This is a genomic window from Arthrobacter gyeryongensis, assembly GCF_039543785.1.
Lineage (GTDB): Bacteria > Actinomycetota > Actinomycetes > Actinomycetales > Micrococcaceae > Arthrobacter > Arthrobacter gyeryongensis.
This window is the reverse complement of record NZ_BAABKK010000038.1, coordinates 117,377-139,212: the sequence shown is the minus strand read 5'-3', so window position 1 is coordinate 139,212 and position 21,836 is coordinate 117,377. Positions and strand designations below refer to the sequence as shown.

Below are 21,836 nucleotides of genomic sequence, written 5' to 3'. Positions count from 1 at the left end.
ATGAAGAGAAGCAATGAAACCGATGTGCTGGTGATCGGAGCCGGTGCAGGCGGTGCTGCAGTCAGTAAGCGCCTAAGTGATGACGGCTTTAAGGTGATCTGTCTTGAGCAGGGCGACTGGCTGCACCCTTTGGACCATCCGCACATGTACGACTCATGGGAGCTGGAACGGGTCCGGTCCTGGGACTGGCATTCAAACGTCCGGAAATTTCCGGAGGACTACCCGACCACCGGAAACGCGGCACCGATGATGATGAACGGTGTCGGTGGGTCGACCCTGCATTATGCCGGAGCCTGGCCGCGCTTCAAGCCCGTTGACTTTCGCAAAGGCACCGAGCACGGAGTTGAAGGCACCATTGACTGGCCCATCAGCTACGAGGACCTTGAGCCCTTCTACGCCATCAACGACGCCGAGATCGGGGTCGCCCGCCGAACCGGCGACCCCGGCAACCCTCCACGGCCCGAAGGTTGGGGGCCCGCCAGCAAGGGCGGCAAAATCGGCAACAAGATGGGTGCCGGATTCGACAAACTGGGTTGGCATTGGTGGCCTGCCGACAACGCCATCCTGACGAGGGAAAAAGACACCAGGCTTGCGTGTAACGACTGCGGATTCTGCCTCGGGGGCTGCCCCCGCGGGTCCATCGCATCTACCGATGTCACCTACTGGCCCCAAGCCATCCGCAACGGCGTGGACCTGCGCCCCAACGCCCGCGTCGAGCGGGTCAATGTAAAAGACGGCAAGGCAACCGGGGCGACCTACATCGACCGCCTCACCGGAGAACGTCATGAGGTGAAGGCAAAGATCGTCGTCATGGCTGCCAACGCCATCGGCACCCCCAGGCTGCTTCTCATGTCGGCACAAGCCGGCCACCCCGACGGTCTCGCAAACAGCAACGGCATGGTCGGACGGCACCTGATGTTCCACAGCTGGTCCTTCGAAGATTTCTGGTTCGACGAGCCCCTCGACGGATTCAAGGGACCGGAACCGGCCGTTTCATATTCCCAGGAGTTCTATAACACGAAGACCGATCGCGGCTTCGTGAACGGCTTTTCGTTGCAAGTCGGCACCGCTCTGGGTCCGGCCAACAGTGCATTGGGAACCAACACAGGCAACATGGCCCCATGGGGCGAGAACCACAGGGAATTCTTCAATAATCATTTTGCCCGGCATGCACTTGTTTACGTCCAGGGAGAGGACCTTCCTGTCGCCACCAACCGCGTGACACTCGACAACGACGTCGTCGACTCATCCGGGCTCCCGGTTCCTCAAGTTCACTATGACCTCCACGAGAACGACCGGAAACTGATCGAATGGGGACGCGCCCGCGCCCATGAAGCGGCTCAGGCTGCCGGCACCGTCATCGACAGTGCCAGTACCGGAATCGGAGGAGTGGACGGCCCTCCCCCGGGCTGGCACATCATGGGTACCTGCCGCATGGGCAACACGCCGGAAGATTCCGTCACGAACAAGTGGAACCAGACCTGGGACGTACCCAATCTGTTCATCACGGACGCCAGCTCCCTGACGACCGGCGCCGCAGTCAACCCCACCAGCACGCTCCAGGCCGTCGCCGTACGCGCCGCAGAGTACATCAAGCGCCGCTTCCCTGAAATCGTCGGGCAGCACAAGACTCCCAGCAACGCGGACGCCCCGGGGTTCTGATCCGGAACCACCTGTCCTTGCAGCAGGGCCGGTCTCCCCGCACGGCCCTGCTCCAACAAAGGCTGCAAGCAGGTCCCTGCTTGCAGCACACCTGACCACACACATGACGAAGGAGTCAGAATGTCCGTCCGAAAAAGAGCGGCTAACCGGCTGAGCACAAAAATCGCCCTACTTACGATTCCGATCCTCCTGACAACCGCCTGCGCAGGAGGCGGCACCGGGCCCTCCGGAGCGGCGGGGCCGACAAAAATCGGCTTCGCCCAGGGAAACTTCGGCAACGGCTGGTACGAAGTCAACGCCAAGGGTGCAACCGATGAAGCTAAACAACTCGGACACGATCTGGAAGTAGTCAGCGGCGGCGGTGATCCGGTAACCCAGAACGCGCAACTGTCTAACTTCATCACCAAAGGCGTTGCCGGCCTGATCATCAATCCCACGGATCCGCAGGCACTCTCAAGCAATCTTTCCCGCCTAAAGGATGAAAAAATCCCCTTTGTCTTGGTCAACGCCGGGGTCACACCTGACCTGCTGGCTGACAGCTACTGCTACGTTACCGAAGACGAAAAGGTCAACGCTGGTCTGGTCGGCGCCGAGACGGCTCGGGTAATGAAGGCCAAGCACGGTGCAACTAAGCCTGTCAAGATTCTTCTGGTCCTCGGATTTCCAGGGGACACCAACTCTGCCAACCGCGAGGCCGGATTCAAGGCTGGGTACGCCTCGGTCGCAGGGGCTCCCCCGGCCCAGTACCTCGAGAATGTCTACGGGAAGTGGGCCGCCGATACGGCGGTTGCCCCGGTTAGTTCCGTTGCGACCGGGAACCCGGATCTGGACGCCATGTTCGTCGGTACGGATTCCATGCTGCCCGGTGTTCAGCAGGCACTCACATCAGTGAACATGTGGGGCAAAGTCTCGATTGCCAGCTATGACGGGCAGATGAAGGTGGTCAAGCAGATGAAGGATGATCCGAACTCCCCTGTCATCGCTACAGTTGCGAACCTCCCCGCGCAACAGGGAATGATCGCGGCGCAAATGCTGGACAAGGCCCTGAAGGGTGAAGACAAAAACACCGCGTGCCCTGGTAACAAGTTCTTCGTCAAACCAACCCTCATCACGCACGACAACGCCGCCTCGTACTACAAGAGCGATGCGGACTACTGACGGGGGGTTCAAACCGAATCTGACAGCTCAAGCGAGGAGATGAGGGACGGGAACATGCATGAATCAAGTGGCACGCAGGTGGCCGCGCTAAGCCTGCGCGGGATTTCAAAAAAGTATTCGGACGTCCAGGTACTGACAAACATTGATCTTGACATTCTTGCCGGAGAAGCGGTCGGACTCCTGGGCCAGAATGGTGCAGGGAAGTCGACGCTGATCAAAATAATTTCAGGGGTTGAAAACCCTTCCCAGGGTCTGATGTTCTTGGACGGTGCGCCGGCTGATTTCCATTCAACCCACGAGGCCCAAAACGCTGGCATAGCCACCATTCACCAGGAAATCATTCTCGTCCCTCAGATGAGCGTGGCCGAGAACCTCTGCCTGTCGAACTTGCCACACAAGGGGGCGGTCCTCGACCGCAGAGCCCTCTTCAAGGAAGCCCAACAGGCCATCACCGCCTTGGGCTTTGATCTCGATGTCCGGGCTCCGGCCGACCAACTGACCGCGGCGCAAAAGCAGGTTGTTCTCATCGCTAAGGCGCTGAGGCAGAAAGCCAGGATACTGCTGCTGGACGAACCGACAGCAACGCTTCCCGCACCCGATGTGACCAAACTGTTTGCGCTCCTCAGGAAATTGAAGAAGGAGGGAACAGGGATCATCTACATTTCGCATCGGATCGATGAGATGTACGAAATCTGCGACCACATCATGGTGCTGCGCGACGGCAAGCATGTGATGACGGAGAGGACGGCTTCCCTGCCCCGTCAGGAGGCCGTGCGGAAGATGCTCGGGACGGACCCGGTCAGCTCCCTGGAGCCAACACAGGAACCATCACGTGGATCTCTGCTCGAACCCTCGAGGAAATGGAACTTTGCGCAAGCGACGCGTGAACGCTTCCCGGAGGGCGCTCACCCCGCATTTGAGGTCCGGAATCTTACCGATCCGGAGCTTCTTGACGATGTAACACTTAGGGTCAGACCGGGCGAATCCATAGCGGTGACCGGATTGGTGGGCAGCGGGCAGTCTGAACTTGCCGCCTGCCTGTTCGGTGACCGGAAATTCTCCTCGGGCCATGTCTACGTTGACGGGAAGCGGTTGCGGACGGTGAATCCCCGGGCGCTTATTGCTGCCGGCGTCGGGTGGGTGCCCGATGATCGGAAAACCCAAGGCCTGGTCCTCAACATGGATCTGGGCGAGAACTTCTCGATGGCCAATCTCCGGAGGATAGCACCCCACGGCTGGGTGCAACGGAAACTGGAGAAACGGATAGCCGACGAGGCCATCAAAACCCTGAAAGTAAAGTGTCAGGGCAGCGGCCAGCAGGTGGGACGTTTGAGCGGCGGCAATCAGCAAAAAGTCGTCGTGGGAAAGTGGCTAACGGCCGACGCGAAAGTCTTGTTGCTGAGCGAGCCTACCCGGGGAATCGATGTGGCTGCCCGGGAAGACATCTATAAGGAAATTAACGCGTTCCTGGCTGCCGGGGGGTCAGTCATCGTCTTCAGTTCTGAAATTGAAGAGGCGCTCATGTGCCACAGAATCTACGTCATGGGACGCGGCGCCGTCGTTGCTGAGTTTGATCAGCATGATACTGACCTCAACCAGGTGATGTCGCTGCTCAGGTAGATGCCCACCCACGTATGACGCCGGCCCACCCAGGGCACTAATAGTGATGACAATGGAGTCAATTTGATGATCAAAGCAGAAGAAACAGCGGCGAAACGGCCGCATACCAGGGAACCCGTCTTTACGCCCCTCCTCGGAGTCGTGAAAAGCAAGGGCGTTCTCCTGATGGCCGTCGCCGCGATCCTGATTGCAGGATCCGCGGTCTCCCCCTACTTCCTGACCAGCCGCAACATCAGCAGTATCGTCCTGACGATCGCCGTCCTGTCGGTGGTCGCCGTCGGCCAGTTTCTCGTCATTGTGACAGCCGGAATTGACCTGTCTGTAGGCGCAACAACAGCCCTGACGACGGTGATGACAGCCGTACTACTGCGTGATGGCCTTCCCGTGGCGGCGGTTATCGGCATCTCGATTGCCGTCAGTTCCGCCGTAGGACTCGTCAATGGGATGTTGGTCGTGTACGGAAGGATCACGCCCTTTATCGCAACCTTGGGCATGACCAGCGTCGTGCAAGGCATCGCCTTCCTCGTTCAAAACGGCACCCTGGTGCCCATTAATAACAACGGCTTCGTCGCCATCTTCGCCGGCACTATAGGACCGTTCCGCTCCGAGGTGATCATCTTCGTGGTTGTGACTCTGGCCGCTGCTGCACTCATGAGGTGGAGCGTTTTCGGCCGGAGACTGTACGCATTGGGCGGTAATCCCCAGGCAGCACGCCTCTCGGGGCTCCCCGTCAACAGAGACATAATAACCGCCTACCTGCTGTCAGGTTTGCTGGCCGGCCTCGCCGGTTTGATGCTGGCCGCCCAGTTGCACGAGGGCAACTCGCTGCTGGGCAGTGACCTGGCGCTGAACTCCATTGCGGCGGCGGTCGTCGGTGGCGCTTCCCTCTTCGGCGGGACGAGCACGCCGCTTGCGGCTGTCTTCGGCGGACTGCTCATCGGAACGATCTCCAACATCCTGGATCTGATCAGCATGCCTGTCCAAGGCCAGCTCCTGATCAAGGGAGCCCTGATTCTCGTCGCGGTTTACTTCACCTCCGGCGCAGGGCTCAGCCTTAGGCAGAGGATGCGGGACACATTCAAAAATCGGAGGAAAGGGCCTGGCCCTTCCCGACATCCGGACCCCTTGGCCGCGGAATCACAGGACGAGTTGCAACCTTTGAAGAGGTAGCCGGGCACGGGGCCCCTACAGCCATTACCGAAAGCGGCAATAGCCTGACAACCAGATGCTTCCACGTACCGCAGGAGCAGGAAGCCCGGGGCGGCGGCAGCCCCGAAAATTCGTCAGACGTAGCCCGGCATCCCGTCGGGAGTACAGTCGTCTCCTGTGCCAGGGGTACCGTGCTCCTGGTCCAGCAGGTTAGCTACTCGCCGGACGAGGTCTTCGGCAGACGGGGCAGGGCGGCCACTGCGGGTGACCGGCAACGATATTGTGATGCGGAGGCGGGTGCCGCCGGTCCTTGGTGGGCGGATCGGCCCCTGGAACCGGCGCCGGCAGCGGGATTCTCTCGGCATAGTGGTTCAGGGCCGAGGTAGGTAATGATCAACCTGCATGTAGTTTCCCGCCGCGTCCGCTTCGGCAACCACACGGCGTTGGTAATCTAGTGGATAAGCGCCGCCCGTAGTGCTCAGGAACACCGGCGGGCATTGCAGGCTCGTTCACTGATGTCCGGATCTGCCGGTTTCGCGGCACCTTCCACGTTTCATGGTGCCGGGTCTACAGCTGGCCGAATCGAGCCCGCCATCACGACATTCCGCACTGGTCGGCCAGCGGCGAGTCGGTTGATATTTTCAATGATCTCCTGGGATCGTCCTCTGAAGGTTTCCTCGGTGACAGCTGAGGAGTGGGGCGTCATGACGACGTTGTCCAAAGATTCGAACGGCAGCGTGCTTGGTTTACCGCGGCCATCGGCTGCGGGATACCGGTACCAGACATCAATGGCCGCTCCGGCTATGCGGTGATGTTTCAATGCGGCATAAAGTGCTTCTTCCTGCACAACGGGCCCGCGTGCCACATTGACCAAGAGGCCTTCGGGTCCCAGTGCGTCCAGCTGGGCTGCTCCGATGATCCCAGTGGTCTCCGGTGTCAGAGGGGTGCTGATCACGAGAACGTCAGATTCAGTCAGGGCTTGGGGCAAGTGCTCGTTCGACCCGGCCCAGCGGAGCCCGTGCGCTTTCGCGTCGACTGATCCTGACCGGGTGATGGCGACGCCTTCGGCGCCGAAGGATTGCAGGAGCTTCCATGAGGCGGCCCCGATATGACCAAAGCCGAGGAATGTCACAACCGCTCCCCGCAGCGTTTTGGGTTGGCGCGCGCGTCGGCAATAGACGCTCGAGCGCCAGTTGCCGTCCCGCAAGGCTGCGTCCTGGACGATGAGGTCGCGCCGGAGCGCAACGAGGACGGAGGCCACGTATTCGGCGACCGATCCTTCATGGTGGAAGGTGTTCGCGCACACAGCCCCCGTGTGGAGGGCCTCCGACTCGATGCCGTCGAAGCCTGCCCCGGCGGTATGAATCAGCCGGAGTCTGTTGGCCGCTGCTCCCATTGACTTGGTCAGGCGCGGTCCGACGAAAACATCGGCGTCCCCGAGCGCGGGCAGCACGTCGGGATCATCCCAGGATCTGTGCCAGGAGATGACCGTTCCCGGAGCAAGGCCCCTTTCAAAGGCGGGGCGGTGGACGATGAGGTTGGGGTCGGCGATGACGATTTTCACAGTGTCGTTTCCTGCGGCTCTTCCTGAACATGCACATCAGCGGGTACCTCCGCGGCACCGGTACTGGCTCCCGAGATGGTGCCGCCTAGCCGCGGAAAGAGTATGGGGATCTTCCCGTCACGCCCGGCTCCAGGACGAAGATTGCACCTGCATGGGGCTGGTCTTGTAGCTGCCGGGGCGTAAGCCCGTTGCGGGCGGAGGTGATGAATAACTGATTGAGAGCGGGGCCGCCGAAGGCGACACTCGTAGGCCTGATAACTGGCAGGTCGAGTGTTTCCAGCAACACGCCTTCGTTGCTGAAGCGCTGGACACAACCCCCGTCCCACATGGCCACCCAAATGGTTCCCTCGGTATCGACCGCCATTCCGTCCGGCGTGGCGACAGGATCAGGCAGATCCACCAGAACGCGGCCGTTGCTGATCTCGCCCGTATCGATATCGAAATCGTAGGCATCCAGCCTTTTGGTGGTCGAATCGGTGAAGTAGAAGGTTTGGCCATCGGGGGACCAGTCCAGGCCGTTTGAGATGGAAACGTTCGGGAGTACCGGTGTGACCTGGAGAGTGCTGCTGATCCGGTAGAGGCTCCCGGCCGATGGTGAGAGGTCCGTTGCCATTGTCCCTGCCCAGAGACGTCCGGCGGGGTCGCAGGCGCCGTCATTCATCCGATTACCGGGAACAGCTGACTCAATGGGGACGGCGAGCTCGAAGGCGTTCCCGTCAGGGTGGATGAAACCGATCCCGTCGCGTACAGCGCACACCAGTCCCCCCGACTGGCGACGAGCGACCATGCCAATCGGTTGGCCGACATCGATGCTGCGGTCCAGACCCGATGCGGGGTTAAGCATATGGATCCTGCCGGCGAAGATGTCAACCCACAGGAGTTCCTGCCGCTGCTCGTCCCACCACGGTCCCTCGGCAAGATCGGCGCTGGCGTCGATGGCAATGTCGACCTGCCTGCTTTTCATGATTAGGAATCTCCAGACAGGGTTTTTGATCCGGTGCGGTCAGGGGCCCTGGTGCCGCGCAGCTGGAAGCGCGACACCAAGGTCAATGCTTTATGTCATTCACGCAGCCGAGGCGAACCGTGCGTCGGTTAGCGTGTATTTTTCCAATGCTCCATCTGCAAAGTCGATGCCCAGTCCGGGAACCTCACGTGCTTCAACATATCCGCCGGTGGCTGTGAGGGGCTGTTCAAGCAGCCCGTCCCAGCCCGGGCCTCCGTAGGCGTCAAATTCGATCATCGGCGCATTTTCGCAGCTCAGAATCATATGAAGCCCTGCGGCCAGAGCCACCCCGGTTCCGGAGCTGCAGGCAATGTGGGGGACACACCACAGGTTCCAGGAGCTGGCCATATCGGCCACCCGCTTGCATTCGGAGATTCCGCCTACGCTCGTGCAGTCCGGTTGCAGGACATCAAAGGTCCGCTTGCGCAGAAGGTCGAGGTACTCGTAGCGAGTAAGCAGTGACTCGCCGCCGGCGAGTTTGAGCGACACGCGGTCAGAGAGCCAGGAATGATCGTCGATGTACTGGGTGAGGCTGCGGGAAAGAATGGGTTCTTCCAGCCACAGCACACCCAGTTGCTCGAGTTCCGTGGCAAGGGTATACGCCTCCCTGCGGTCGAAGGCCATGTTCGCATCGACCATGATGTCAATGTCAGGACCGACGGCCTCGCGGACCCGGGCAACCATGTCCACGCCCTTGCTGAGGCTGGGACCGTTGCGCAGTTTCATGGCGAAGAAACCCTGCTCAACGGCCGCGATGGATTCTTCAACAATCTCCTCGGTCGGCTTCAGCGACGGCGCGTAGTACGCCTTTACCTTGGACTTCGAGGCTCCCAGGAGGCGGTAGACAGGCTGGTTGCTGGCCTTGCCGAGCAGGTCCCACAGGGCGATGTCGATGCCGCTGAGAGCATAGGTCTCGATCCCCCGGCGACCCCACATGTGCGTGGCGTTGAGCATATCCTGCCAGATGGACGCAATGTCCAGGGGGTCACGGCCCACGAGCATGGGTCCGAGCTGGTGGTTGATGATGGGACCCACGGTGGGGAAGTATTCTGCTGAGAATCCTGCCTCACCGATTCCTTCAATGCCTTCGTCGGTTTTTACCCGGACGATGATGCCGCCTTTGACATTTACTTCCATCGCGCCCCAGCGAAGAGGCTCATCCAGCGGCACACCTACGGGGAAGGCCTTGACCTCTGTAATTTTCATGCTTTTAGTCCTTTCGCGGGTGACGCGGGTCTGCGGAACGCGCGGCCCGAGACTTCTGAGAAATCCCGGGGCGCGCTGTCCATGTGTAGGGTTAGCGATCCTTGGGAACCGACTGGTTCAGGTGCGGGATCAGGTCGTACCAGTCGTAGTCGCCGTCATAGAAATACTCGGTGGTGTCATAAGTGCCATCCATGGTGTCCTTGAGCGACTTCGGACCGGGGAACCCGATGGTTTTCCACCCCATCTGGTCCTTGTTGCCCCCGTAAACGGGGTCGCTGTAGTAGCCCTGACGGGTGTGCAGGCACAGCGTGTCAAAGAACGGAAGGTTCTCATCGAAGGAGCCCTGGAGGAAAGTAGTGACGGGTTCCTTTGTGCCGAGGGTGACCTTGATCGGCTTCGGTGCGCCGGAAAGGGCAATCAGCACCTGGTCCTGTTGCTCCTCGTCAAGGTCGACGAAGTTCTTTCCGTCCACGTTGCGGGCAAGCGCGTCCAAAACCTTGACGCCTTCGCGGTAGAGGTCCTGCATCTTGTATTGCCGGCCACGCCACGCGTCGGCGTGTTTGCCTGAGAGCTTCAGAAAGCCTGAACCGTCAGCCGCCGCGAAAATGTAGTCGATTCCTGACACATACCGGTCGATGAAGACGACGACCCGTGCTTCCTTGGCCCCCGGATCCTGGTCCGTGGGCATGATGCGTGCGGTTGCCGCTTCGACAGTGTTCCATTCGTGGTCGGTAAAGAAGTACCGCTCCGTGGAATCCGGGTCCACGGGTTCGCCGACGATTTCCCATTCTGATTTCAGTGTCATTTCAGCATGTCCCTTTCCTTCAGGCCGGCTGGGCGAGCCGTTCGGCCCTGCCCTTGGAGTAGGTGGTGGCGATGTAGTCCGAGCAGCGCCAGGCGTTGGCCATCATGGTGAGGGTGGGGTTCACGCCGGTGGCGGTCGGGAAGCCGGAACCGTCAACAACGAACAGGTTTTCGACGTCGTGGGACTGGCCCCATTCGTTGAGCACACTCTTGGACGGGTCCGTGCCCATGCGGGCCGTGCCGTGCTGGTGGCACGTATTGCCGGTCATCTTGTCCAGGTAGACCGGGACCGTCTTGCGGGCACCGGCGGCTTCTAGAATTTCGGCGTTCTTGTCTACCTGCCATTTACCCATGGCGATGTCGTTTGCGTGGGGCCGGTGGGTGATACGGGCCACCGGAAGCCCCCAGGCATCCTTGACGGTCGGGTCCAGGTCAACCCGGTTCGATTCCACGGGCATGTCGTGAAGGATCAGACCGATCTTCATGGCGTAGTTGAAGTAGTTTCGATCCGCGTCCTTGAGGGCATCACCCCAGGTGGGGCGGCCGGGGAAGACCCAGTTGACCGGATGGCAGGTCTGGGACGCGGAAATGATGCAGCCGCCGATGTGTCCGCGGTTTTCATCTGTTTCGTAAAATTCGAGCGATCCGCCGGATATGTAGTTGCCGGTGAAGCCGTTCAACGGTTCATCGAGCTCGTTGTCGAACAGACCGACGGCGAACAGGTATTCGTGGAACGTGGCGTTCTTGCCCACGAGCCCGGAACTGTTCCCCAGCCCGTCCGGGAACTGCGAAGAGCGGGAGAGCAACATCAGACGCGCCGATTCAATGGCACCCAGGGCAAGGATGACAACCCTGGCGTCCTGCTCGACCTCGTTGCCGTCCGGGTCCACATAGAGGACGCCCGTGGCTTTCCCGTCTTTGCCGATCTTCACTTCGCGGACGAAGCTCTCAGCGCGGACCTCAAAGTTGCCTGTGGCCAACGCGTCCGGGATGAAGGTGGTCAGGACGTTGGAGCGGGCGCCGGAGGGGTCGCCATACTGGTTCCAGAAGCTGGTCTTGTTGAACGGGTCACGGCCGTTGTGGTCATTGGTGACCATCGCATGCGGGATGGGGAATGCGTTGATGCCCATCTTGTTGCAGGCGTCGTAGAAGCGTTTTCCATAGCGGGTGGGACGCAGGGGAGGGCTTGGGTAGCCCTTGGAACGGTAGGGCTCGTACTTATCGGCCCCGGCGATACCTGAGACCCCGAAGGCCCATTCGACTTTCGTCAGGTATGGCTCCAGGTGCTCGTACCGGAACGGCCAGTCGGCCAGGTTCATGCCGTCGACGTCGCCATGGAGGGAGCGCAACATGAAGTCGGATTCCCGAGGCCTGGGGACCCAGCCGGCCCAATGGTTCGTTCCGCCGCCGACCATCTGGGGGGTCGGGGAGAACGAGAATGGCTGCGCCACTTCGTCCTCCGCATATCTCAGGGTTCGCGGGAAAAGCGTAGGGTCAGGCCACATGTAGTTGCGATTGACGAACTTCAGCTCGTCTCCGGAGTAGTGTTCATGGGCGCGAAGCCAGGGGCCACGGTCAAAACCAATAACCTTCAGCCCTGCCTCGCTCAAGACTTTCGCCGCTGTACCGCCATTGGCGCCCAGCCCGACGACGACGACGTCAACAGCTTCAGGCTTCTTCGTTGTAGCCACTGAGATTCTCCTAAGTTCAATGACGGCACCCGTGCCGTCCGTCCTTCTGTCTTTCGGTACCCTCTAAGGAACCGTGGCCGTGCCGTTGGGCCGCGCACCGCCGAAGTCGCCGGACGCGGCCCGACCGCACTAATCCCGCGGCCAGCACTACCGTTGGTCTGCCCGCGGGATGACCGCTCGCTAGGAGACGGACGCCCCGGTCTCGTAGCGCGTGCCGGCCGGGTCACCGGTTAGGTCCGTGGCACGGTTGTGTGTGGCGTGTTCGGTGTCGGTCGGGCGGCCTTCGAGGTGCGCGATGATCGCGCGGGTGAAGTCGGGAAGATCGACCGGGGTCCTGGAGGTGATGACGTTCCCGTCCACGACAACCGCTTCATCGACCCAGGTGCCGCCCGCGTTTTCCACGTCGTCCTTGATCGGCAGGTAGCCGGTGGCGTTCTTGCCCTTGAGCACACCGGCGGATACCAGGACCCATCCGCCGTGGCAGATAGCGGTGACGAGCTTGCCTGCCTCATTCATGTCCCGGACGAGGCCGATCATTTCAGGGTGAAGGCGCATGTTGTCGGGGGCGAAGCCGCCCGGGACGACAACGGCGTCGAAGTCAGAGGCGCTGACGTCGGCCGCGGCCGCGTCGACCTCCATCGGGTAGTTCTCCTTGCTGTGGTAACTGTTCTTCGTACCGCTGCCGATGACCCGCACATCCGCTCCGGCCTCCTGCAGGCGGAGCAGCGGGTACCAGCCTTCCAGGATCTGGTACTCATCTTCGATCAGCAGGGCAATCTTGGTTCCATGCAAACTCATGGGTGGCTCACTTTCTCATTGTGTATAGCTCTTACGGGAATAAAGGCTCCGCTCACGGAACAGCTTCTCCGCCCCGATCACGCGCACCAGACCTAGAAACTGCCGGAGAGCAGCCCATACGGCGGACTGACGACCCCTGCGACCAATCATCCGGTTATCAGGTGGTCTGAACTCTTCCGCATTTACCCCTCGGTGTCAAGGGTTATACCGTCAGGACCGCCCCGCCCCGGGCAGGGAAAGCCAACCAAATGACGAGGTCGTGTCGGACCTTGGCTAGCCAAGGCCGGGACAGGGACAAGCCCAGATGCGGCAGGGCAAGGCTTTAACCGAGGGTTCTGGCCGCCGAGCGCATCAGCATGGCAACGGACGTTGCTCCAGGATCAATGGACCCCCGGGAGTTTTCCCGCGCGTAGCTGGATTTTCCCTTGCGGGCCACCATGTCGGAGGTCGCGTCGCGCCCGGCTTCAGCCGCTGTCGCAGCCGACTCCAGCGCCTCGGATAGGGATTTCTCATCTGTCAACTTCGCCCTCAGTACTTGAACTGACGGCGCCAGTGCGTCAAGCATGGTCTTGTCCCCCTGTTTGACCTTGCCCCGGTCAACAACGCCCTGCACGGCCGCTTCAAAGGCCTCCGACAGAAGCCCTGCGTTGATCGTCCGCGCGTCACCCACAGCTCTGGCCATCCGCAGGAAGATCGTTCCGTAGAGCGCGCCGCTGGAACCTCCGACAGAGGAGACGATGTGCAGGCCCACCTCCTTCAGGAACTCCCCCGGAGTGGCTGCCCCGTCCCAATCGGGGACGGACTTGAGCAGTGCAGACATTCCGCGTTCCATGTTCGAGCCGTGATCTGCATCGCCGCTGGCGGCGTCCAGATCGCTGAGGACGAGGTGCTGTTCCATGATCTGGTCTGCAAAATCCAGGATCCAGCGTTCCAGGTCGGTTCTTGTCAGCTTCATGTCGATCGTCACTCTCATCGTCCCCACCGCAGTACGGCCGTTTGGACCGGAGCATCCCACAGCCTGGTCAGCTCCTGGTCGAGCTCAAGGAAGGTTACAGCGGCTCCGGCCTGATCGAGGGATGTCACGAAATTTCCCACGAGTTGACGCGCAACACGGACACCGCGCGCCTCTGCAGCCGCAGCCAGTTCCCCGGCCAAGAGATAGAGTTCATGGTGAGGCGTAGCTCCCATCCCGTTCACCAACATGAGTACGTCAGCACCTTCCGCCGGCGCGAGGTCGGACAGGACCTCGTTGACCATCAGAAGCGCAATTTCCTGAGCGTTGACCATCGGGACCCGTTCACGCCCGGGCTCTCCGCTGATGCCGATGCCGAGATCCATATCGGTTTCGGCAAGTTCATACACCGGCTTGCCACGCGCCGGAGGAGTGCATGAGGACAGCCCGACCGCGAACGTTCCCGACCGCGAAACTACTTGCTGTGCCAGGGCCAGCACTTCGTCCAGCCCACTGCCTTCCTCCGCGGCGGCGCCGGCGATCTTTTCGACAAGAACAGTGGCCCCGAGGCCCCTCCTGCCGGCAGTCTCCCCGTCGTCCGGGATCGATACGTCATCATTGACGACAACCTGGGCAACCTGGATGTCTTCGAAGTACAAGATTTCCTGGGCCATCCCGAAATTCATCACTTCACCCGTAAAGTTCTTGATGATGTGCAGGACGCCTTTTCCTGAGTCGGCGCGGCGGGTGGCGGCCACGATCTGATTCGGGACCGGGGATGTGAAGATCTGCCCCGGCGCGGCCGCATCGAGCATTCCATAACCGACGAAACCCGTATGTGTTGGTTCGCAGCCTGACCCCCCGCCGCCCACGAGCCCGACTTTGGGACGGGGCGGAAGTTCCCGGCGCTGAAGCACCCGACTCCCGGAATCCCATTCCAGAATCCCCTGATGGGCTCCCACTAGTCCCGCCACATAGTCGTCGACCGCAGCCGACGGATCATTCACAAATTTCTTCATTGGCTTCCACTTACCTCCGGCGTTAGGGCCGCGCAGCATTACACGCGGTTGCACCACCAACAAAGGTGGTTCGATGATCGGGTGGTCTGACCAAAAGTTTTCCTTAGAATCCCGCTCACGTCAATCCCCCAGTTATTTGAGCGTGAAAATTGCTAGGCGGCCTGAGGCCGGCGGCCTAGGCGGCTGCATCGCGAACCCAACCGCACGACGGTCAGAAGGCTGAGGCGGAAGTCACAGAAGGGTATTGACAGGACTCTTTCTCATCTCGTAGTGTTCAGACCACCGGATCACCTGCCATCTGTTCCAAATGCTGGAGCGAGGGATCCGGCGAGGCTTGAAGTCCGCGGCCGTGCGGAGAACCGATGGGTGCTGGCGACGCTGCCGCCCCGTAACAAGGAGAACAAATGTCTTCACTGGATTACACCTACGAAAACATCGACAAGATCATCGACCGTTCGCACTACCTTGCTCCGAGCATCGATCCCAAGAAGACGATGCTGCTCGTACTCGACATGCAGAAGGCATGTGCGGAGCCCGGCGGCGCCATGTACATTCCCAGTGTCGGGGGTGCCCCGGAGGGCAAGGACACCATCGAGCCGGTCAAGAACGTGCTTGAAGCCTGCCGCGCGAAAGGCATCCCTGTCGTGTGGTCACTGTGGGGCCTCCGTGGGGATGGCAAGGACGCCGGCTTCGCCGACGTCAAATGGGGCCTGGAAGGCCAGCTCGGAAACTTCCCGGGTTCCTGGGGCAACGGCGGTGACGAGCTCGTGGATGAGCTCAAACCGCTCGACGACGAGCCAGTGATTCGCAAGCACCGTTTCTCGTCGTTTTACGGCACGCCTCTAACCGAGTACATGCGCCGCGCAGGTGCTGACACTCTCGTCGTCGCCGGCCTTTCGACGGCCAACTGCCAGATTGCCACCGCCATCGACGGAGCCAACCAGGACTTCAAGATCATCACTCTCGCCGACACCTGCGCAGCCATCCCCTCGGGGCAGGATGATCCGCTGGGCTATGGCCAGCACTGGGAGGCGCTGAGGAACATCCAAGCCAACCACGGCGACGTTCGCACGAGCAAAGAATTCCTCGAACTCATCGACGCTGCCTAAGTGCTCGCTCTTTGATTCATTGGCCTCGTCCCGCCGGTCTCCGGCGGGATGAGGCCCTCGGCAGCTGCTCCTAGCTGCTTTCCAACTATTGACAGCCGGCGTCCCCGGGCCGCGTTGCGGGCAGGAAAGACGTTCGGGCTAGGTCATCAGACCACCGGGTTACCGGGGTACCGAAGGTGCCACAGGGAAACCATTTCGACGATGAGGTCGCCTGGAATGAACAACAACGAAAACTTTCAAAGCGCCCCTGCGGGACCTGGCGATCAGCCCATCGTGTCCGTGCGGGGAGTCGGGAAGGTCTACCCCGGCGTCGTGGCCCTGGCCAACGTCGACATCGATCTGCGCCCCGGCGAAATTCATGGACTTCTCGGAGAGAACGGCGCGGGAAAGTCGACTCTAATTAACATCCTTTCCGGAACGGTGTCCCCTACGGCCGGAACACTCCGGGTGGCCGGCTCCGAGGTCACCATCGGGACGCCGCGGGACGCTCAGGATCTCGGGATTTCAACCGTCCACCAGGAACAGTCACTTGCCCCGAATCTCACCGCCGTGGAGAACATCTTCCTCGGCCGCGAACTCATCACCGGCAGGAACCGGGTCGCCGGCGTTCTCGACGAAAAAGAAATGCGCACCCGGGTCCTTGAACTCGCGCACGAGTTCGGCCTCACCGACCACGACATTAGAGTCCCGATCGAAGCCCTCGGAGCACTTAAACAGCACGTCGTGCAGATCATCAAAGCATTGGCCTTCCGGACACAGGTCCTCATCCTGGATGAACCAACATCCGGCTTGGCCGACCACGAACGCCTCACACTGTTCAGCTACATGCGCCAGCTACGCCAGAAGGGGATTTCCCTGCTCTGGGTCACACACCGTCTCGATGAGCTCTTCGGACTGGCCGACACCATCACGGTGCTCCGCGATGGACAGCTGGTCGCAACCGTAGACCCTGCCGGACAGACAGCCGAATCGCTCGTCCGCCTCATGGTCGGGCGCTCCAACCTAGCAGCACGGGAAGAGATCATCGAGGAAGGAAGGGTGCGCGGCTTCAGCGGGGCACGGGACGAAGTCCTGCGGCTGGAGTCAGTCACCCGGCACCCCCTTCTTCATGACATCAGCCTCTCTGTCCGCAGGGGAGAGATCCTCGGGCTGGCCGGCATCGCCGGTGCAGGACGGACGGAAACTGCAATGGCCGTCCTGGGCGCCGACCGCCCGGACTCAGGAAACATCTTCCTGCATTCCCGGCCCGTGGTCATCCGCTCCCCACGCGACGCCCGCCAGAAGGGCATCGCCTACGTGCCCGAAGAGCGCAAAACCCACGCTATTCTCGGGGACTTCTCTATCAAACGGAACATCACAATCTCGGATCTGAAACGGACCGCAACTGCCGGCCTATTCCTCCGCGGGCGCCAAGAGACAGCCACCGCGAAAAGGTACGTCAGTGACCTGGGCGTAAAGACGAGCTCCGTGCAAGAGAAAATCCGCAATCTCAGTGGCGGGAACCAGCAGAAGGTCGTCATCGCACGCTGCCTCTTCACAAAACCCGATCTGATTATTTTTGATGAGCCCACCCAGGGCATCGACGTCGGCGCCAAAGCCGAGGTCTACCGGCTGATCTACGAATTCGTCGACCAGGGAGGTGCGGCAATCGTGATCAGCTCCGAACTGCCCGAACTGATCCGCGTATCCGACCGTATCGCCGTCATGCGCGAAGGAACCATCGTGGGCGAACTCGAGAGCACCGGCCGTGACGAAACAGCGTCGGAAACCAGTGAACTCGGCGAACGAATCATCTCTCTGGCAACCCGAGGAGCGGTAGCAGTATGAGTATCTTCCAGCGTTCTTCACGAGTATTTGCCATTGACGGGGTCGCCGTTTCGATCGTCTTCCTGATCATGTGCGTCTACTTTGCCATCGCATCTCCGTATTTCCTTAGCCCCGACAATATTTACAACACCTTCGTCGAATCCGTCTCCGCAGTGCTGCTGGCGGCAGGCCTGACCTTCGTACTTATCAGCGGCGGAATCGACCTGTCCATAGGCTCCAACATCGGCCTGAGCGCAGCGGCAACCCTCTTCGCCATCATGAACGGAGCGCCCACCCTCCTTGCTGTACTTGCCGGTATTGCCACCGGGCTCATCTTCGGGCTCGTGAACGGGGCATTTGTGGCGGGGTTGGGCGTCAGCGACTTTATCGTCACGCTGGCGACTCTGAGCATCGGGGCAGGTGTGCTACAGGTCTTCACAGCCCGCACCCAGCTCACCGGAACCGCGGACAGTTCCTTCCTCGCTCTCGCAGGAGGAAAAATCGCCGGGATCCCCACAGGGGTGCTCATCACAGCAGTCATCCTGCTCATCCTGGAGGTCGCGCTCATCAAAACACCATTCGGACGCACGATCTACGCCGTGGGCATCAACCCGAACGCGGCGTACTTGGCCGCGGTCAGCGTGCGCCGGACCAAGTTCTCGGTCTTCATCATCTCCGGAATCATTGCCGGCATCGGCGGAGTGCTCCTGGCATCCCACCTCAACTCCGTCCAGCCCGGACTCGGGGGCGGCTATGAGCTAACAGCGATTGCCGGGTGCGTAGTGGGCGGGGTCGCCCTCGCCGGTGGCCGCGGAAGCATCTGGCGCGCTGCCCTCGGAGCCTTCTTCCTATCCATCCTCAGCCGGGGTCTGCAACTGACCGGGGTCGACCCTCTCTGGTTCTCGATCGTGACCGGCGCGGCCATCGTTGCCGCGGTGGCCTTCGACCGCGGCGCCCAGAAATGGCTGCAGTCCACGCTCCGCCCGGTGTCCCCGGTAGCGGCCGCAACCCAGAATGCTCAGTGAGGCCCGACATGTCTTCTTCCCTGGACGCACCTGCCCTCGGCAACCGGATCGAAAGGCTCCTCGCCAAGCCTGGATCCGGCCTGGTGGCCCTGCTCATCCTGTTCATCATCACGATGACCTTCGTGGCACCGTCTTTCCTCAGCCTCGGAAACTGGGAAAACATAGCAAACCAAGCGGTCTTCGTGCTGCTTCTCGCCCTCGGCATGACGATCGTGCTCATCGCGCGCGGAATCGACCTCTCCGTTGGTTCGGTCATGGGCCTCTCGGCCGGCGTAGCAGCTTTCCTGATCAATCAGGGGCTTATCTTTCCACTCGCATTGTTAGCAGGCATTGGCTGCGGGCTCGTCTGCGGCCTGCTGAATTCACTAATGATCACAAAGCTGGGGCTGCCCGATTTTGTTGCCACGCTCGCCATGCTCGGTGTAGCCCGGGGGGTGCTGTTCCTCTGGACCAAGGGGACGCCCTTCACCCGCTACATGACCGCCGAATACAGGATCGTCGGAGGCCAGGTCAAACTCGGCGGCATCATTAGTGTCCCGATCATCGTTGCCATCATCTTGTGCATCCTCGTCTCCCTCATGCTTCGCAAATCCGTCATCGGACGCTACCTGTACGCTATCGGGGGCAGCCCAGATGCGGCCCGGCTCTCGGGTATTTCAGTCTCGAAGGTGAAGACATTCGCCTATGTCGTGAGCGGTGGGTGTGCCGGACTCGCCGGAGTAATCCTTGCCGGGCGGGCCACCAATGTCGCCCCGACTCTGGGGACAGGCTATGAAATCCTGGCCATTACCGCCGCAATCATCGGTGGTGCAGCCCTCACCGGCGGCCGCGGCCGGATGGTCGGCGCCGTTCTCGGCGCACTGACCATCACCCTGATCGCAAACGCAATGAACATTGCCGGCGTCACCTCCGAATGGCAGCAGGTCGTCACCGGAATCATCCTGCTTCTTGCCGTACTACTTGATCGCATTACCGCCTACTTCAAGCAGCGTCAGAACAGGGCGGAAATCGAACCGTCACCGCAGCAAGAGCAAGAATCGGCCCCCTCGGCGATGCCCAAACAGGCCTTGAGCTGATCCACTTACCCGAAACCGGGGACTCGGCTACCCGCTGATAGTGACCGCTCCCCTGCCAAACAACCGAACCGCACCGCACCCCTGCCTGAATTTCAAAGGAGAAATACCATGGAAACAACCCCGACCCGGAACGAGAACGGTACTTCAGGATCCACCCGCCGCAACCTTCTCGGAGCAGGTGCGCTGATGGGAACACTCGGTCTTCTCACCGCCTGCACAACCCCTCCCGGCGGTTCCACCGCGGGCGCCGGTGGCGGCGCGGGCGCGGGCGCCGAAGGCAGCACGGAATTCACAGACGCCGTGAAAAAACTTGTCAACGGGCGCACGCTGCAGGTCGGCTTCACGCCCCCCGTTCTTTCCGAGTACTACACGCAGATGGAAAACGCCGCCTTTACGCGGATGGCACAACTGGAAGACCTCTACGGGGTCAAATGGAAGTGGGAAAAGTCCTCCCCCACCGGCAACTTCAACGCCGTTGAACAACAGATCAGCACCGTCCAGACCTGGACAAGCCGGAAGTTCGACGTCGTCTTCATCTGCACGGGCGCCAACTTCGCCACCATGCAGGGCGTCTACAAGAACGCAATGAACGCCGGCACCAAGATCTTCCAATTCAACCAGCCCGTCGAACTCTATCCGGTAGATCAGATCAACACCGTCTCCAACATCGGCTACGACAACCGCACCCAGTCCGGCTACGTGGCCGGAAAGTATATCGCGGATACGCTTAAAGGTAAGGGAAAAATCGTTCAGATCATGGGTCCCGCCGGCTCCGACTGGACCAAAGCACGGCTGATCGGCTTCAACCAGGCCATGTCCGAAAACCCGGGCATCGAGGTCGTCGGAACGGCCGACGGCGGCTACCTGCGCGACAAGGGACTCACCGCCGCCCAGGACCTCCTCACCCGGCACCCTGACATCAATGCCATCTACGGAGAAAACGAAGACATGGCCCTCGGCGCCTCACAGGCCGTCGACGCTGCAGGACTGAAACAGTGGGACGGATCCCAAGGCATCGTGATCGTGGGTGCGGATGGCCTGCTCTCGGGCATGGACGCTATCCGGAACGGCAAGCTGACGGCCACAGTGGACGTCAATTCCGTCGACAACGCAATCAGAATGATCGACACCGCCTTCCAATCCGTCGTCCTGAATAACTATGTCCCCAAGATCTCCAACATCACAACGCATCTGGTGACCAAGGACACCGTCGAAGCCTATGCCGCATACATCAACGGCATCATGGCCCCGAAGAAAAAATACTGAACCGACGCTCCACCGGAATAGGAATTCAAAAGGCGTGCAGCACCTCCCTCCTGTGGCCATCAGCAGGGAAAGATCTGCTCTTTCACCGCTGCGCCCGGTCTTTTGTGGCGAATTGGCCGGTGTTCAGGCCACCGGACCAGTATCATGGGAGTTACCGAGCATCTTCGGTTGGCGAAAGAGGGATAATGACCGAATCTACAAGCAGGATCGAGCGTGTGGCGCGGCTGAGAGTTTCCGACTCCGTCGCTGCCCAGCTGACGCAACTGATCACCAACGGTGCCTACGCTGTGGGTGAGAAGCTTCCTGCCGAGCGCGTCCTCGCGGACGAATTCGGAGTAAGCCGCAGTTCGATGCGCGAAGCAATCCGGGGCATCGAGGCAAGCGGCCTGGTGAGCAGCAGTCATGGCGTCGGCGTCTTCGTGGTCAGCAATACCGTCGGTGCCCACGGCCATTCAGACTTGCTCGTGTTCGAAGATTTCACCGTGCCCGAACTGTTTGAGGTGCGGCGCATGATCGAACGCGATGCGGCCGGTTGGGCGGCGCAAAGAATCACACCAGCCACTACAGCCGCACTTCAGAGCATCATGGAAACATGCTCGGATCCGGATCTCTCCGACGAGGAATTCGTGCAGCTGGACATAAAGCTCCACCAAACAATCGCGAAGGCTTCGAAGAACGAGTTGCTGGCAACCATCTACGGCAGCCTGGAGCCGATGCTGCTCAAATACTCCCACCGGGTGATTTCCCTGCCAGGGCGTCGCGAAGACTCCCACGCAGGACACGGCAGAATTGTCGACGCCATCGTCGCCGGCCGTGTTCGCGAGGCGCGAGATGCCGCCGTGGCTCACATTCGCGACGTCGAAAGGGACATCGCCAAAAACCTGGCACAACCGGTAGCCAGCCAAACCTAACTCGGTCTCTAACGCCG

The 21,836-nt window shown here is 60.8% G+C and carries 18 protein-coding genes; 10 read left to right on the top strand and 8 right to left on the bottom strand.

The window, feature by feature from the left end; translation table 11 throughout:
- From ABEA18_RS23445 to ABEA18_RS23430, 4 genes are all read left to right on the top strand, one after another.
- Positions 1–1,662 (top strand): GMC family oxidoreductase, encoded by a 1,662-nt coding sequence (locus tag ABEA18_RS23445; RefSeq protein WP_345453470.1) that lies wholly within the window; start codon positions 1–3, stop codon positions 1,660–1,662.
- A gap of 120 nt (positions 1,663–1,782) precedes the next feature.
- Positions 1,783–2,820: a sugar ABC transporter substrate-binding protein gene (locus tag ABEA18_RS23440; protein WP_345453467.1), complete on the top strand. Its 1,038-nt coding sequence runs from the start codon at positions 1,783–1,785 to the stop codon at positions 2,818–2,820.
- Positions 2,821–2,874: 54 nt separating this feature from the next.
- Positions 2,875–4,440, top strand: coding sequence for a sugar ABC transporter ATP-binding protein (locus ABEA18_RS23435; protein WP_345453464.1), 1,566 nt, complete (start codon positions 2,875–2,877; stop codon positions 4,438–4,440).
- 66 nt (positions 4,441–4,506) lie between these two features.
- Entirely contained in the window at positions 4,507–5,610 is a 1,104-nt protein-coding gene (locus ABEA18_RS23430; protein ID WP_345453461.1) for an ABC transporter permease, read from the top strand.
- 532 nt (positions 5,611–6,142) lie between these two features.
- Here ABEA18_RS23430 and ABEA18_RS23425 read toward each other — a convergent pair.
- The 8 genes from ABEA18_RS23425 to ABEA18_RS23390 all read right to left on the bottom strand — a co-directional run bounded on the left by ABEA18_RS23425 (position 6,143) and on the right by ABEA18_RS23390 (position 14,626).
- Positions 6,143–7,153, bottom strand: a complete 1,011-nt coding sequence (locus ABEA18_RS23425) for a 2-hydroxyacid dehydrogenase (protein WP_345453458.1) — start codon at positions 7,151–7,153, stop codon at positions 6,143–6,145.
- A gap of 85 nt (positions 7,154–7,238) precedes the next feature.
- Positions 7,239–8,117 (bottom strand): SMP-30/gluconolactonase/LRE family protein, encoded by an 879-nt coding sequence (locus ABEA18_RS23420; protein WP_345453455.1) that lies wholly within the window; start codon positions 8,115–8,117, stop codon positions 7,239–7,241.
- A gap of 99 nt (positions 8,118–8,216) precedes the next feature.
- Positions 8,217–9,362 (bottom strand): mandelate racemase/muconate lactonizing enzyme family protein, encoded by a 1,146-nt coding sequence (locus tag ABEA18_RS23415; protein WP_345453452.1) that lies wholly within the window; start codon positions 9,360–9,362, stop codon positions 8,217–8,219.
- Between the two features lie 91 nt (positions 9,363–9,453).
- Positions 9,454–10,167 carry a gluconate 2-dehydrogenase subunit 3 family protein gene (locus tag ABEA18_RS23410; RefSeq protein ID WP_345453449.1) on the bottom strand — a complete coding sequence of 238 codons (714 nt, stop codon included), beginning with the start codon at positions 10,165–10,167 and terminating at the stop codon, positions 9,454–9,456.
- Positions 10,168–10,186: 19 nt separating this feature from the next.
- Entirely contained in the window at positions 10,187–11,857 is a 1,671-nt protein-coding gene (locus ABEA18_RS23405) for a GMC family oxidoreductase (RefSeq protein WP_345453446.1), read from the bottom strand.
- 180 nt (positions 11,858–12,037) lie between these two features.
- Positions 12,038–12,655 carry a type 1 glutamine amidotransferase domain-containing protein gene (locus ABEA18_RS23400; RefSeq protein ID WP_345453443.1) on the bottom strand — a complete coding sequence of 206 codons (618 nt, stop codon included), beginning with the start codon at positions 12,653–12,655 and terminating at the stop codon, positions 12,038–12,040.
- Between the two features lie 322 nt (positions 12,656–12,977).
- Complete coding sequence (gene dhaL, locus ABEA18_RS23395; RefSeq protein WP_345453440.1) at positions 12,978–13,610, bottom strand: dihydroxyacetone kinase subunit DhaL; 633 nt, start codon at positions 13,608–13,610, stop codon at positions 12,978–12,980.
- A gap of 14 nt (positions 13,611–13,624) precedes the next feature.
- The gene (locus ABEA18_RS23390) at positions 13,625–14,626 is read right to left on the bottom strand and encodes a dihydroxyacetone kinase subunit DhaK (RefSeq protein ID WP_345453437.1); all 1,002 of its coding nucleotides are present in this window, start codon (positions 14,624–14,626) and stop codon (positions 13,625–13,627) included.
- Between the two features lie 404 nt (positions 14,627–15,030).
- On the opposite strand from ABEA18_RS23390, the gene ABEA18_RS23385 reads away from it, so the two are divergent.
- The 6 genes from ABEA18_RS23385 (at position 15,031) to ABEA18_RS23360 (ending at position 21,819) form a co-directional block, all read left to right on the top strand.
- Positions 15,031–15,735, top strand: coding sequence for a cysteine hydrolase family protein (locus ABEA18_RS23385; protein WP_345453434.1), 705 nt, complete (start codon positions 15,031–15,033; stop codon positions 15,733–15,735).
- 216 nt (positions 15,736–15,951) lie between these two features.
- On the top strand, positions 15,952–17,562 hold the full coding sequence (locus tag ABEA18_RS23380) for a sugar ABC transporter ATP-binding protein (RefSeq protein WP_345453431.1): 1,611 nt from the start codon (positions 15,952–15,954) through the stop codon (positions 17,560–17,562).
- Entirely contained in the window at positions 17,559–18,566 is a 1,008-nt protein-coding gene (locus ABEA18_RS23375; protein WP_345453429.1) for an ABC transporter permease, read from the top strand. Before ABEA18_RS23380 ends, ABEA18_RS23375 begins: the two co-directional genes overlap by 4 nt.
- 8 nt (positions 18,567–18,574) lie before the next feature.
- A complete protein-coding gene (locus ABEA18_RS23370; RefSeq protein ID WP_345453423.1) occupies positions 18,575–19,642 on the top strand; it encodes an ABC transporter permease in 1,068 nt (355 codons plus the stop codon).
- A gap of 108 nt (positions 19,643–19,750) precedes the next feature.
- The gene (locus ABEA18_RS23365) at positions 19,751–20,908 is read left to right on the top strand and encodes a sugar ABC transporter substrate-binding protein (RefSeq protein WP_345453420.1); all 1,158 of its coding nucleotides are present in this window, start codon (positions 19,751–19,753) and stop codon (positions 20,906–20,908) included.
- A gap of 185 nt (positions 20,909–21,093) precedes the next feature.
- Entirely contained in the window at positions 21,094–21,819 is a 726-nt protein-coding gene (locus tag ABEA18_RS23360; RefSeq protein WP_345453417.1) for a FadR/GntR family transcriptional regulator, read from the top strand.
- Positions 21,820–21,836 lie beyond the last annotated feature (17 nt).